At 65.2% G+C, this 12,169-nt stretch carries 12 protein-coding genes; all 12 read right to left on the bottom strand.

Features of this window, described 5'->3' with window-relative positions; translation table 11 throughout:
* Positions 1-43: 43 nt before the first annotated feature.
* Complete coding sequence (locus QX128_RS25820; protein WP_316238883.1) at positions 44-988, bottom strand: TylF/MycF/NovP-related O-methyltransferase; 945 nt, start codon at positions 986-988, stop codon at positions 44-46.
* Between the two features lie 681 nt (positions 989-1,669).
* Positions 1,670-2,332 (bottom strand): class I SAM-dependent methyltransferase, encoded by a 663-nt coding sequence (locus QX128_RS25815; protein ID WP_012045559.1) that lies wholly within the window; start codon positions 2,330-2,332, stop codon positions 1,670-1,672.
* A 27-nt stretch (positions 2,333-2,359) separates the two neighbouring features.
* Positions 2,360-3,403 (bottom strand): aminoglycoside phosphotransferase family protein, encoded by a 1,044-nt coding sequence (locus QX128_RS25810; protein ID WP_316183385.1) that lies wholly within the window; start codon positions 3,401-3,403, stop codon positions 2,360-2,362.
* Positions 3,390-4,007 (bottom strand): hypothetical protein, encoded by a 618-nt coding sequence (locus QX128_RS25805; RefSeq protein ID WP_315805296.1) that lies wholly within the window; start codon positions 4,005-4,007, stop codon positions 3,390-3,392. The genes QX128_RS25810 and QX128_RS25805 overlap by 14 nt, the downstream gene beginning before the upstream one ends.
* Positions 4,008-4,031: 24 nt before the next feature.
* A complete protein-coding gene (locus QX128_RS25800; protein ID WP_316238881.1) occupies positions 4,032-5,069 on the bottom strand; it encodes a zinc-binding dehydrogenase in 1,038 nt (345 codons plus the stop codon).
* A gap of 8 nt (positions 5,070-5,077) precedes the next feature.
* Positions 5,078-6,001, bottom strand: coding sequence for a transketolase family protein (locus QX128_RS25795; protein WP_316238880.1), 924 nt, complete (start codon positions 5,999-6,001; stop codon positions 5,078-5,080).
* Entirely contained in the window at positions 5,998-6,846 is an 849-nt protein-coding gene (locus tag QX128_RS25790) for a transketolase (protein ID WP_316183388.1), read from the bottom strand. The genes QX128_RS25795 and QX128_RS25790 overlap by 4 nt, the downstream gene beginning before the upstream one ends.
* Positions 6,847-6,912: 66 nt before the next feature.
* The gene (locus QX128_RS25785) at positions 6,913-7,911 is read right to left on the bottom strand and encodes an NAD-dependent epimerase/dehydratase family protein (RefSeq protein WP_316238879.1); all 999 of its coding nucleotides are present in this window, start codon (positions 7,909-7,911) and stop codon (positions 6,913-6,915) included.
* Between the two features lie 12 nt (positions 7,912-7,923).
* The gene (locus tag QX128_RS25780; RefSeq protein ID WP_316183390.1) at positions 7,924-8,532 is read right to left on the bottom strand and encodes an SIS domain-containing protein; all 609 of its coding nucleotides are present in this window, start codon (positions 8,530-8,532) and stop codon (positions 7,924-7,926) included.
* Positions 8,529-9,467 carry an NAD-dependent epimerase/dehydratase family protein gene (locus QX128_RS25775; RefSeq protein WP_257170486.1) on the bottom strand — a complete coding sequence of 313 codons (939 nt, stop codon included), beginning with the start codon at positions 9,465-9,467 and terminating at the stop codon, positions 8,529-8,531. The genes QX128_RS25780 and QX128_RS25775 overlap by 4 nt, the downstream gene beginning before the upstream one ends.
* Before the next feature lie 108 nt (positions 9,468-9,575).
* Complete coding sequence (locus QX128_RS25770) at positions 9,576-10,298, bottom strand: nucleotidyltransferase family protein (protein ID WP_316238878.1); 723 nt, start codon at positions 10,296-10,298, stop codon at positions 9,576-9,578.
* 9 nt (positions 10,299-10,307) lie between these two features.
* Complete coding sequence (locus QX128_RS25765) at positions 10,308-11,795, bottom strand: PfkB family carbohydrate kinase (RefSeq protein WP_410053180.1); 1,488 nt, start codon at positions 11,793-11,795, stop codon at positions 10,308-10,310.
* Between the last annotated feature and the right edge of the window lie 374 nt (positions 11,796-12,169).

Genomic DNA, 12,169 nt, shown 5'->3' with positions numbered 1-12,169 from the left:
ACCGCATGGGGCCGCGACGCAACGAAAGCGAAGCGCATGCTGCTCAAGCCCTCGGCTTCATTCCGAGATAGGAATGAATGATGAACTTGGTGCCCTGGATCGAGTAGTCGCCGGAATGGCTGGCGACGATCTTGAAGCGGCTGACGAGGTCCGCCCAGGCCTTGCGCTCGCCGGCCTCGGGATCGGCCTCGTTGCAGTTCCAGTCATCGAAGCAGAGCACGGCGCCCTTCGAGATCAAGCCGCGTTCGAAGCACGGCACCAGCGCGTCCATGGTCGACGAATACAGGTCGCCGTCGAAATGGATCAGCGCGAAGCGCGTGTCGTCCGGGAGCAGCTTCACCGTATCGGCGAACCAGCCCTCGTAGATCTCGACCCGGCTCGGCGGAATGATCGCCTCGACCATGGTCCGCAGATCCGCGGCGCTGAGAATCCGGCAGCCGCCCTTCGACCAGGTGCCCGATTTCACGTGCTGCGACTCGAGATCGACCTGCGCCGTGATCTCCGGCAGGCCCTCGAAGCTGTCGAACAGGCGCAGCTTGCGCAGCGGCTGGTTCGGCTGATAGCGCGGGTCGAACACCATCGCGTTCGCCAGGGTGCGCGCGGTGAAGCCGCCCATGGTGCCGAATTCGGCGATGTCGCCTTTGACGTCGGCGCTGTTGATGTACATCGTGCTCAAGGTCAGCGTCCGCGCGATCTCCTTGGCGGGCAGGATCAGGACGTCGTCGACGTCGAAGAACAAATACGGCGCGCTGATCTTGTGGGCGTCGAGCCGCTCCAGGGCTTCGGTCTGCCGCGTCCGCGGCTCCGACGGTGCTTCGACGACCGGCGCGGGGGCCGGTTGAGGCGCCGGTTCGGGCTGCGGCTCCGCAGCGGCCTGCGGCCGTTCGGGGGGCGGCTGCCCCATCAGCGCGCGCTTGATCGATCGCAGCTTGAACAGCGTCTGGGGGGGCAGGCCTTCGGCAATCGCCACCTTCAATGACTTCGTCATGACAGCCCCGTTCCCCGCCGCTCGCGATGTTCGCCGCCAATTTATAAATACATTTTGCAAAGATCGCAAAAGCGGCATGCGGGCTCTGCACTCGTTTTGCGTGGGTGTCGGCCGGCGAGGCGGCGCTGGTGGCCGAACTGGTCCTGCGTGCGCGTACACGACGAATTGGCCCGCATCTTCAGGTGCATCACCCCTGTCCAGTCCCGCCAGGAAAAATATTCTTCTTTCGTTTTATCGGAAAATATGGTTCTCTCTCGTCATCCCGCCTCATGCAGAGGGACGTACGCGTCGTCACGATACGTGGAGGTGGGCTGCGATGGACGTGAGGGCTGCGCCAGACGAGCGCTGGCCGGCGCGGACGGCGAAGTCGTGTGGTCCTGGCCTCTCGACGCTGAGGTCTGCGCAACGTGCCTTAAGGCGCGTTGTCGCAAATGGGGGCAAGAAAGCCGATCCCCAGGGAGAGCACGAAGGACACCGTTAAAACCAGTCGCGCGGGGAAGGCCGGGATGTCCCAGCCGAACCTGTGGTACCTGCCGCCTGCATTTTCTTTCGCAGGCGGGCCATGGGGGCGGCAGGCTCCCGGCCTTCCTCGCGCCCTCTCGTGTCGAAAGGGCGACGATCAGATCACAGCTCGGGCGCCGATGCGTCGCGAGAGCGCCTGTCGACGCTCTCAGCTCACACTCATTCGAAGAAGATGAATTCGTGGTCGCCGGTGTAGCCGGAGCGCTTGAATTCGAAGGCCCATTCCTCAGGAGTGTGGAAGATGCGGCAGGTGAGCTGCCAGTACATCAGGTTCACCTTCTCGCGCTCGTTGCGGTAGCCCTCGACGCAGAGATATTTGGCGCCGCGGCTGACGCGCTCCATCTCGCGCAAGGCGGCATCGAGATCGTAGTTGTAGAGGTTGTGCAGCGTGTTGATCGAGATGACGAGATCGAAATACTTGTCGGGGTAGGGCAGCTTGGCGGCGGAGCCGACCTGGCAGAACGGCTTCACGCTCTCCATCGTGTGCTCGACGCCGTAGGACGAGATGTCGATGCCGGCGACCTCGAGGTCCGGAATGGCCTCGCGGAAATCGTGCAGGATGAAGCCCTTGCCGGAGCCGACGTCGAGCACGCGCATGCCCGGCTTGATGCCGTACGTCTCGATCATGGCGTCGGCGACCTTGCGCCAGCGGCCGTCATATTTGTAGCCGCCATAGCCGGTCTCGCGGCTGCCGTCCCAGTAGTCGTAGTCGAACTTGATCGCCATCTCCGCGACATCGGCCTTGTCGCGCTGGGTGACGCGCGCGAGATAGTCGCGCTTGGTCGATTTGTGGACGAGACTGACGAACTCGCGATAGGCCATGAATATCTCCGGGCGTGTGAGTGTCGGTTAATCGGATGTGGCGCCGATCAGGCTGAGCTGTGCCTCGGCCTTGGCGAGCTGCGCAGCGCAGCGCTGCGCCCAGGCGCCGGTGTCGGCGAAGGCGCGACGCGTGGCGCCGAGCGGCAAGAAGTCGTTCAGGATGATGCAGGTCCATTTGACCTGGTAGGCGTCGATCAGCAACCGGCAGCGCGCCACGCTGGCCGCGTCGAGCCCGAGGCCGTCCGTCAGCCGGTCGATGAAATGCTCGTGCACCGGCAGCGGCACCGGCACTTCAGGCTGGCAGAAGAAATCGGAGACCAGCTTGGCCGGGTCGTCGCGGCCGGCATATTCGAAGTCGAGGAAGGTGAGCTTGTCCTGGTCGTCGATCAGCGCGTTGTGGAAGCCGAAATCGGATGGCGACAGGCAGACCTGATCGGCGGGGATGGCGGCCTCGAAGGCGAGCCCTTCGGCCGCCGCTCCGCGCAGAATGGTTGCCTTCACCTCGGTCCAGGCCGGCTGCAGCCGCGCCGCCACGAATGCCCGGGCGTCGGCGACATGCGGCACCTCGGCATCGAGCGTGGCCAGTCGCGCCACCCGGCGCTCGACGGTGGCGAGGTGCTCGGCGAGGGAGAAGCAGGCTTCCGATCCTGGCGCCAGCGCGGGGCGGGGCGGGGCGTTCACCGCGAGCACGAAGTCGATCGCGGCATCGACATGGGCGGGCGCGAGCTCTGCCGCGGTCAGCTTGCGCCCTGCGACGAAGCTGTAGAGGCCCGCCTGCTCGGCGCGGTCGCAGGCCAAGGGCTCCGGCACGACGCGGACGCCGTGGGACCAGGCATGGCTGATGAAGCTCCACTCGGCGCCCAGCCGGTCGCGGGTGTCGCGGGCGTCGGTGAAGTAGCGCTTGAGGACCAGCGGGCCGTTTGCGGTGTCGACGCGAAAGACCTGGTTGTTGCGGCCGCCGGCGAGCCGGGTCAGCGCCGTCGGGCTCGCTCTGCCGGCCTGCGCGGTGAGGCGCTGCGCCAGCGCCAGCAGGGCGGCATCACGATCCGCGCCGGCGTCAGTGGGGGTCACGGACGACATCCGCCGCGATCTCGGCCCAGGAGACTCGGCGCTCGTACGGCACGGCCTTGGCCGCGAACTGGTTCTCCGGATCGAACAGCACCTTGCGCATGCCCTCGGGGAAGCCGGTCATGGCCAGGATCTCCGGCAGGTCGTCGACGAACAGCTCGCAGGCCAGCGCATGGGCCCGGGCGACCTTCTCGTCCTTGGTCAGCTCGAAGAACACCCGGTCAGGCGCGATCTGTCCGGGCGCTTCGCCCATCAGGCCGCGATCGGTCAGGAAGCCGCGCGCGGCGGCATGCATGTCGTGCTTGGGCCCGAGAATGGGGTGCTTCGTCTTATGACTGACGATGAACAGGTCATGGCCGGCGGCGCGGGCCGCCGTGACAAACGCGGCGAAGCCGGGGTAGGGCGACACCAGGTCCATGCGGGCGCCGTAGACATAGCCCTGCAGCTCGGTGAAGTCGTCCTTGCGCCCGCTGCCGTTGAGATGGTCGCGGACGCTGTTCTTGTCGCGGCCGAGATCGGCCGGGATCAGGCCGCGCTCGAGGGCCGCCGCATGAAACACGCCGTCATAGCAGGCGATCGTGTTGTCGAAGTCGATCCCGATCCGCATGGCTTGGACTTAAATGACCTGGACTTAACGCAAGGACATGTCGATCAGCGGACGGCCGACCTTGCCGGCGGCGAGATCGGCCAGCGCCTGGTCGGCCTGGGCGAGGCTGTAGGGCTTCGACAAGAGGTCCCGCACCGGGAAGCGGCCGGAGCTCAGCAGGCGCCCATAGCGTCCGTAATCGCGATCGGGCACGCTGTCGCCACCCCAGGTGCCGAGCAGGCTCTTACCCTGGTTGAACACGCCCGGATTCAGCGTCAGCGCCGCGCCATGCTTGGCATTGCCGATCACGACCGCGCGGCCGCCCTGCTGGCGGGTGGCGTTGACGGCCTGATCCATGACGCCCGGAATGCCGGAGGATTCGACCGCGAGATCAACGCCCTGCGGCACGATCTTCTTGATCTCGGCCAGCACGTCGGAAGCCGCGTCGATCACATGCGTGGCGCCGTAGATCTGGGCGAGCGCGCGGCGGGTCGGGTTGGGGTCGATGCCGATCACCGGCATCGCTCCGGCGAGGGCGGCGGCCATCAGCGCGTTCAGGCCGATGCCGCCGGTGCCGAACACGGCGACCGCATCGCCCGGCTGCACCTTCAGCACGTTGTAGACCGCGCCCATGCCGGTCGGCGCGGCGCAGCCGAGCAGCACCGCGACATCCATCGGCAGGTCCGGCGGCAGCAGGGTCAGGCGGTTCTCGCTCACGACCGAGTGGCGTTGGAAGGTGGTGACGCCGCCGGCGTTGACCTTCTTGCCGTCCCAGTCATAGACGGCGCCGCCGGCCTCGATGCCGCTGCCCTTGATCCAGGACAGCACGACCTTGTCGCCGACCTTGACCTTGGTGACGGCGCTGCCGGCCTCGATCACGGTGCCGGTGCCCTCATGGCCGAGGCAATGCGGCACCCATTTGTCCTCGCCCTTGTCGCCGCGCCACTCCATCACCTGCGTGCCGCAGGCGCCGGAATAGGCGATCTCGACCAGCACCTGGCCCGGCTTGAGGGCGGGGGTCTCGATCTCGGCCAGCACGAGCGGTTGGCCGGTCTGGACCAGCAGGGCAGCTTGGGTCTTCATGTGATGTCTCAGCTCAAGGCGTGGATGATTTTGTCCGCGATCTGGTGGCCGGTCAGGCCGAGCACCTCGCGGGCATATTCCTGTTCACCGGATTTCTTGAAGAACGCATCCGGCGTCCCGAAGCGCAGGAACTTCTTCGCCTGCGTCTCGCTGTCGACGAGCCACTCAGAGACGGCGGCGCCGAAGCCGCCGATCAGCGAATGCTCCTCGATGGTCGCGACCAGCTTGAAGCGGCTGAAGGCCTGCTTGAGCTTGTCCTCATCCAGCGGCTTCACGGTGTGGAAGCTGACGACCTCGGCGGAGATGCCCTTCTCCTTCAACTTGTGTGCGGCTTCAACGGCTTCCGGAAGCATGTTGCCGGTCGAGAGCAGGCAGACATCGCTGCCTTCCTCGATCGTGATCGCCTTGCCGATCTTGAAGTCAGCGATGGGGCCCTTGTGAACGACCGGCTCACCCTTCTTGCCCATGCGGATGTAGACCGGGCGGTCCTGCTGCATCGCCGCGCGCAAGGCGCCGCGCACCTCGAAGGCATCGCCCGGGCAGATCACGACCATGTTCGGGATCGAGCGCAGGAACGAGATGTCCTCGCAGGCATGGTGGGTCGGACCGAGGCCGGAATAGGCGAGGCCGGCGCCGACCGCGACGATCGTCACCGGAGCCTCGTGATAGCAGACGTCCGTGCGGATCTGCTCCAGGCAGCGCGTCGTCACGAACGGGGTGATGGTGTAGGCGACCGGGCGCAGGCCGTTCATCGCCATGCCGGCGGCGACGCCCATCATGTTGGCCTCGGCCACGCCGCAGTTGAAGAAGCGGCTCGGATGCTTGTCCTTGAACTTGTCGAACAGGCGGTTGCCGATGTCGCCCGACAGCATGACGACGCGGCTGTCCTCGTTGCCGAGCTTGGTCAGTTCGTCCGCGAACGCGTTTCTCATGACAGGCCGAGCTCCTTGAACGACTTGACGACTTCCTCAGCGGTGGGGGCGCGGTAATGCCAGTTGTTGTCGTCCTCCATGAACGACACGCCCTTGCCCTTCACGGTGTGGGCGATCAGCGCCACCGGCTTGCCCGAGCCGTTCGGGATGTTCTGCATGGCTTCCGCCAGCGCGCCGACGTCATGGCCGTCGATCTCGTGCGCGTCCCAGCCGAACGCGGCCCATTTGTCGCGCAGCGGCGCCAGCATCAGCGTCTCGTTGGAGCGCGCGGTCGCCTGCCACTTGTTGTAGTCGACGACGACGCAGACGTTCTCCAGCTTCTGGGCGGCGGCGAACATCGCGGCCTCCCACACCGAGCCCTCGTTGTTCTCGCCGTCGGAGAGCAGGGCGAACACGCGGTAGGTCTCACCCTTGATGCGGCCGGCCAGCGCCATGCCGCAGCCGAGCGGCAGGCCGTGGCCGAGCGAGCCGGTGGCGGCCTCGACGCCGGGCAGCAGGTTCGCCGGCGGATGCTCGGCGAGCCGGCCGCCGTCCTGACAATAGGTGTCCAGTTCCTCGATCGGGAAGTAGCCCTTCATGGCGAGCGTCGCGAACAGCGCCGCGGCGGCGTGGCCCTTCGACAGGATAAAGCGATCGCGCAGCGGATCGGTCGGGTTCTTGGGGTCGATGTTCAGGACGTGCCAATAGGCCGCCGTCATCGCATCGGCGCAGGACAACGACGAGGCGAGATGCGCGGCCTGCGCCTTGTGCGACATCTCGATGATCTTGCCGCGCAGCTTCGCCGCCTGCGCCTTCAGGGCGGCCACGTCGGGCTTGGCCGCGGTGTTCCGGACTGCCACGTTCATCGTGCTCTCCAGTCGCGCCTCCCGGGGAGACGCAGGGCGCGCTTCCCTAGGGAAGCGCTGGGTCGATCAGGGTTTATGCTCATACTTGGTCGGCAGCTTGGCCATGACATCCTCGAAGCGTCGCGCCCAGGCGATGACGTCGTCGATGCCCTGCTCCAGCGAGTAGGTGTCGCGCCAGCCGAGCTCGGTGCGCAGCTTGAAGCTGTCGAGCGTGTAGGCGGTATCCTTGCCGGGCCGCTCGGGGCCGATCTCGACGCAGTCCTCGAAGTTCTTGCCAAGCCGGGCGAGGATCATCTCGACCAGCGTGCGGATCGACACCAGCTCGTAGCCGGAGATGTGATAGGTCTCGCCAAGCTTGCCGCTGCGGCCGATCTTGACCGTCGCGTCCGACACGTCGGTCATGTGGATGAAGACGCGGACCGACTTTCCGCCGCCGTCGAGCCGCAGCTTCTGCCCGGTCATCGCGGCGACGATGGTGCGCGGCACGATGCGGTAGAGCTGCTGGCCCGGGCCGTAGACATTGGCCGCGCGGGTGAAGACCACGGGGAACTGGTAGTTGGCGAAATAGGTCCGCAGGCTCATGTCGCCGGCGGCGCGCGACACCGCATAGGGCGTCGACGGGTTGAACGGCGCGTCCTCTCGCACCCAGCCCTCGGTCGAGCCATAGACCTCCGGCGTCGTGACATGAACGTAGCGATCGAGGCCGTCATAGTTGCGCAGGATGTCGTGCAGGCGGACGGCGGAGACGACGTTGGTCATCATCCAGTGGTCCGGGTACAGCCAGCTCTCGCCGACCATGCTCTGCGCCGCGAAGTTCACGACATGGGTCGGCCGCTCGGCCACCAGCAGCGCCTTCAGCGCATCGAGATCGTGGTTGAGGTCGACGCGCTTGAACCGCACGTTGCCTGGGCGCTTCTGCCATTTGTAGGGCAGGAACGCATCATGCGGCTCGTCCGAGCGGCTGGTCGCGATCACGTCGTGACCGGCGGCAGCCAGGAAGTCGACGAAGGTTGCGCCCGAAAAGGAGTTCGAGCCGAGGATCAGGTACTTTTCGTTCGCAGCCATCGTCCTTGCCCGTCAGACCTCGCGCGTCGTGATGATGTCGCCGCGCTGGGCGTACAGCCACTGCATGATCATGTGGCCGATCACCATCTGCGCGTCCTCGGCGATCTGCATGTCGTCGACCGCGAAATGGATCGGCACGTCGGCCAGCGCCTTGGCCTTGCCGCCGGTGAAGCCGAGTACGGCATAGCTGGTCATGCCGAGCTTCTTGCCCTCTTCGAGCGCCTTCAGGATGTTCGGCGAGTTGCCGGAGCCGGAGAAGGTGATCAGCACGTCGCCCTTGCGTGCGAGCACCGCGAGCTGCAGCGAGAACACCTGGTCATAGCCTTCGTCGTTGGCGAGGCAGGTGATCACCGACGGGTTCGACGACAGCGAGTGCACGCGCAGGCCGGAGCCGGGCGTCTTCGACAGCGCGTAGAGGAAGTCGTTGGCGAGATGGTTGGCGTTGCCGCCGCTGCCGCCATTGCCGCAGAAGAACACCTGGCGGCCGGTCTGCCAGCAGTCGCGCAGATCGTAGGCGAGCTTCTCGACGGGGGACCAGTCGAAATCCTTCAGCACGGTGCTGAAGCGGCTGGTGTAGTCGGCGAACAGGCTGCCGGGGGTCTTGAAGGCCAGGACGTTCATTTCACGACCTCCTTCTCCATCCATTTCAGATTGTACCAGCGGTCCTCGTTCTTGAGCTGGCCTTGCGAGTACATGCCGATGATTTCCTTGATCGCGTCCTCCACCGTCTTCTTCGGGCGGAAGCCGGTCGCCAGCAGGCGATCGGAGTTGACGCGATAGCTGCGCGGATCGTTCGAGGGCGTCACGATGACCTCGGCCGGCACGTGCTTGGTGACCAGATTGGCGATGTCGAGGATCGAGATGTTCTCGAAGCCGGCATTGTAGACACCGGTGTGCTCAGGATGATCGAGCAGGAACAGATAAAGATCGGTGATGTCGTCGATATGAATGTTCGGGCGGGTCTGGTCGCCGCCGAACACCGTGATGCGGCCGTTCATCAGCGCCTGCATCGTCAGCATGTTGACGGAAACGTCGAGCCGCTGGCGCGGGGAGTAGCCGCACACGGTGGCGGGACGCACGATCTGCACCACCATGTCGTCCTTGTAGGACAGCACGATGCGCTCGCCGCACATCTTGGTCTTGTTGTACTCCGAGATCGGCAGCAGCTCGAGATCCTCGGTGACCTGCTCCTCTTCCTTGACGCCGTAGACGCTGCCGGAGGACGCGTAGATGAAGCGCTTGATGCCGTGGCGGTAGGCGCGATCGGCGAGCTGCATCGTGGCGAGGCAGGAGATCTCCCAGGTCAGCTTGGGATCGAGATCACCGCAGGGATCATTGGCGACGCTGGAGAGATGAATGATGGCATCGACGCCGGTGAGGTCGATGGCGTCGGGATTGCGCACGTCGCCCTGGACGACGGTGAGATCCGGATGCGGATCGAGGAAGTTGCCGAACCACATGATGTCGAATGCGACGACCTTGTGGCCGGCCTTCAGGAGCTTCGGCACGAGCACGCTGCCCTTGTAGCCGCACGCTCCGGTCACGAATATCTTCATCTGAGCAATCCCCGTGGCTCGCCTGTCGTGTCGCCGGCTGGCGCGTCGCGCGCACCTTTATACAAATTGGCGGGGGAAGGCGACCAGCCCAGCAGCGAAAATCGCCCGTCAAGCGTCCCCGCCACGGCGCGGTTCGTGATTAAACTCCAAATGGGCCCGGCGCAAGCTTTCCGGGTTACCGATATCCCGATGATAACCGCTGGTTTCCACGCACAAAATGCGTCCCAAATAGTTGGGGATGATTTCGGTGGAGAGATCGACGATCGGCTTTCCCAGCGCGGCGATGTCGGCGATGACGGCGGGATCGAAGACGTAGACCGCGCCATTGGCGAGGTTCCCAGGCGGATTTTTGACCTTCTCGTGGAAGGCGATCACCCTGTGCTGAGCATCCAGCTCGAGAATCCCGCACGAGCTCGGATCGTCGGTCCGGAACGCGAGCATCGTCATGATGCAGCCGTCAGGGCGGTTGCGATGGGCGGCGAGCAGCCCTGCGACGTCGAAATCGGTCAGATTGTCGGCGTGGGCCACGAGGAACGGCTGGTCGCCGAACCAGGTGCGGTTCGCAAGCACGGTGCCGCCGGTCCCGAGCAGTTCATCTTCGTGAACGAGATCGATCCGGTCGCGCCAGCGCGACTGCGCCACGTGCGCGCGGACCTGCTCGGCGAGCCAGTGCGTGTTCAGCAACGCCCGCTCGATGCCGCCTTCGAAGACGAGGTCGAGCCAATAGTCCAGCAGGGGTCGGTCGTGCACACGCACCAGGCATTTCGGCGTCGTATTGGTCAGCGGGCGCAGCCGGCTTCCGATCCCCGCCGCGAGCAGGAGGGCACGCATGTCGACATCCTACTCCTGGCTGAATCCGGTCTCGTCGATTTCCCGCACCAGCTCCGCCGTCGTCAACGGCAGGTTGCCGACGCGGGAAACCTGGAGCGCGGCCGCCAGCGATCCGAGATAGGAGGCCTGCCAGATATCGGCGCCCGCGCGCAGGCCCATCGAGCAGGCCATGAAGAAGCTGTCGCCGGCGCCGGAGACGTCCTTCGGCGACGGATTGAACGCCGGCAGGCGGTCGGAGGTGAAGATGCCCTCGGCCATCGTATTGATCAGCGCGCCCTCAGCGCCGAGCGTGATCACGAGGTTCTTGGTGCGGGCCCGTTCGACCAGGCGCTCGCTGATGACGGCGAGACCGGAAATGAAGTCGTTCAGCGCGACGCGGGCCTCGCGCTCGGTCGGCGTCAGCAGGGTCATGCCCTTGAAGCGCGAGACGTCGCCGGTCTGCGAGGACACCTGGCTGTCGGCCGCCATCATCACGCCCTGGGCGCGGGCGCGATCGGCGATCGCGTCGACCAGATCCTGCGGCAGGCAGCCGTAGTTGAAGCAGGAGAACAGCAGCAGATCGCAGGTCTTCAAGGCGCGCTCGACCGAGGTCAGCATCTGCCGCTGCAGGTCGGCGTCGGAAGCGTGCTGGCGCAGATGGTTGACGCGCAACAGCGTCTTGTTGAGCGCGCGAAAACGCTGCTTGCGCGTGGTCGGCCGGCTCTGGTCGGTGAAGGCGTTGAAGTTCACGCCATGCTGTTCCAGCGTGTTGCGGGCGAACCGCGCCGCTTCATCGTCGCCGACAAGGGTGAAGAACTTCACGTCTGCGCCGAGGCCATGCGCATGGGCCGCAACCGCGCCAGCGCCGCCGACGAAGGTACGGGTCATCAGCGGCGTCACGACGATGGTCGGATCTTCCTGGGACATGCCGACCGCATCGCAAGTGACATATTCGTCGACGATCAGGTCGCCGATAACGGCGACTCGCATGCCGGAGAGCTTGCGGAGCAGGTCCTTCAGATTCCCGATCTCGAAGCCGTGGCGCCTTGGAAATTCCTGCGGCTTGCGGACCGTGGAGATGTCGATGTTGGCGTCGCGTTCCAGCAGCGACAGCGACGCAAAGCGCAATTCACCGGACGAGAAGATCAGCCGTCCGCCATAGGCGTCCACGGGCTCCTGCTCTGGATTGGCGCGATCCTCGAACTCCTTGCCCTTGACGACAACGGTCGGCTTCAGATGCGCGATGAAGTCGGACGCCGACGTTTCCAAGCGCACGACATGGTGCACAAAGGCGATGGAACGCACATTTTCGAGGCGCATGTCCTGCGCCAGGGTCACGCCTGGCGTCGAATCGGGATTGACGCCCACGACCAGCACGTCGGCCTGCTCGGCGGCGAACTTCAAAAGCCGTAAATGTCCGGGGTGCACGACGTTGAAATTGCCGGACACGAACGCAATCGTCTGCCCGGAGTCACAGGAGGCGCGAACCGTCTGACAGGCCAGATCCATCTCACTCATATCGATCACCTGATCCAAGGAATTCGCCTCCGGCTCGATCGGGCTGAGGTCGGACAATCGGCCACCGTGTCATTCGCCGGCCGAGCGACTCCGATGCAAAGCGTCGCTGTCGCCCGGCACATCTGCACCGCGAATCCCGTTCCGATCTGCATCTTTCATGCTCGACATTGATTTCGTTGCGAAAAAAACAAGCGCGGTCCCGCGATCGGAGCGATGGAGGGGCCGGCGGCCGATCATTTCCGGTGGTCTCTTTATCAGGTGTGCGCAGCAGCACAAACAGTCCTGTTAGCTTACGGTTGTGTGGTCGCGTCGGAACGCGGCTTCCGGAGAGCTCATCGTCCTTTCACGGCGATGCTCAGCGCCTGTGCTGGCGA

The sequence above is a fragment of the Bradyrhizobium sp. SZCCHNR1015 genome (genome assembly GCF_032489875.1).
GTDB lineage: Bacteria > Pseudomonadota > Alphaproteobacteria > Rhizobiales > Xanthobacteraceae > Bradyrhizobium.
Note: the sequence above shows the minus strand (reverse complement) of the source record. Positions and strands in the feature narration are given on the sequence as shown.

Coding starts and splice junctions, on each gene's coding strand:
- QX128_RS25780 (WP_316183390.1), bottom strand. CDS start 8,532: ATGAACGTCCTGGCCTTCAAGACCCCCGGCAGCCTGTTCGCCGACTAC.
- QX128_RS25820 (WP_316238883.1), bottom strand. CDS start 988: ATGACGAAGTCATTGAAGGTGGCGATTGCCGAAGGCCTGCCCCCCCAG.
- QX128_RS25790 (WP_316183388.1), bottom strand. CDS start 6,846: ATGAACGTGGCAGTCCGGAACACCGCGGCCAAGCCCGACGTGGCCGCC.
- QX128_RS25815 (WP_012045559.1), bottom strand. CDS start 2,332: ATGGCCTATCGCGAGTTCGTCAGTCTCGTCCACAAATCGACCAAGCGC.
- QX128_RS25800 (WP_316238881.1), bottom strand. CDS start 5,069: ATGAAGACCCAAGCTGCCCTGCTGGTCCAGACCGGCCAACCGCTCGTG.
- QX128_RS25770 (WP_316238878.1), bottom strand. CDS start 10,298: ATGCGTGCCCTCCTGCTCGCGGCGGGGATCGGAAGCCGGCTGCGCCCG.
- QX128_RS25805 (WP_315805296.1), bottom strand. CDS start 4,007: ATGCGGATCGGGATCGACTTCGACAACACGATCGCCTGCTATGACGGC.
- QX128_RS25765 (WP_410053180.1), bottom strand. CDS start 11,795: ATGAGTGAGATGGATCTGGCCTGTCAGACGGTTCGCGCCTCCTGTGAC.
- QX128_RS25775 (WP_257170486.1), bottom strand. CDS start 9,467: ATGAAGATATTCGTGACCGGAGCGTGCGGCTACAAGGGCAGCGTGCTC.
- QX128_RS25785 (WP_316238879.1), bottom strand. CDS start 7,911: ATGGCTGCGAACGAAAAGTACCTGATCCTCGGCTCGAACTCCTTTTCG.
- QX128_RS25795 (WP_316238880.1), bottom strand. CDS start 6,001: ATGAGAAACGCGTTCGCGGACGAACTGACCAAGCTCGGCAACGAGGAC.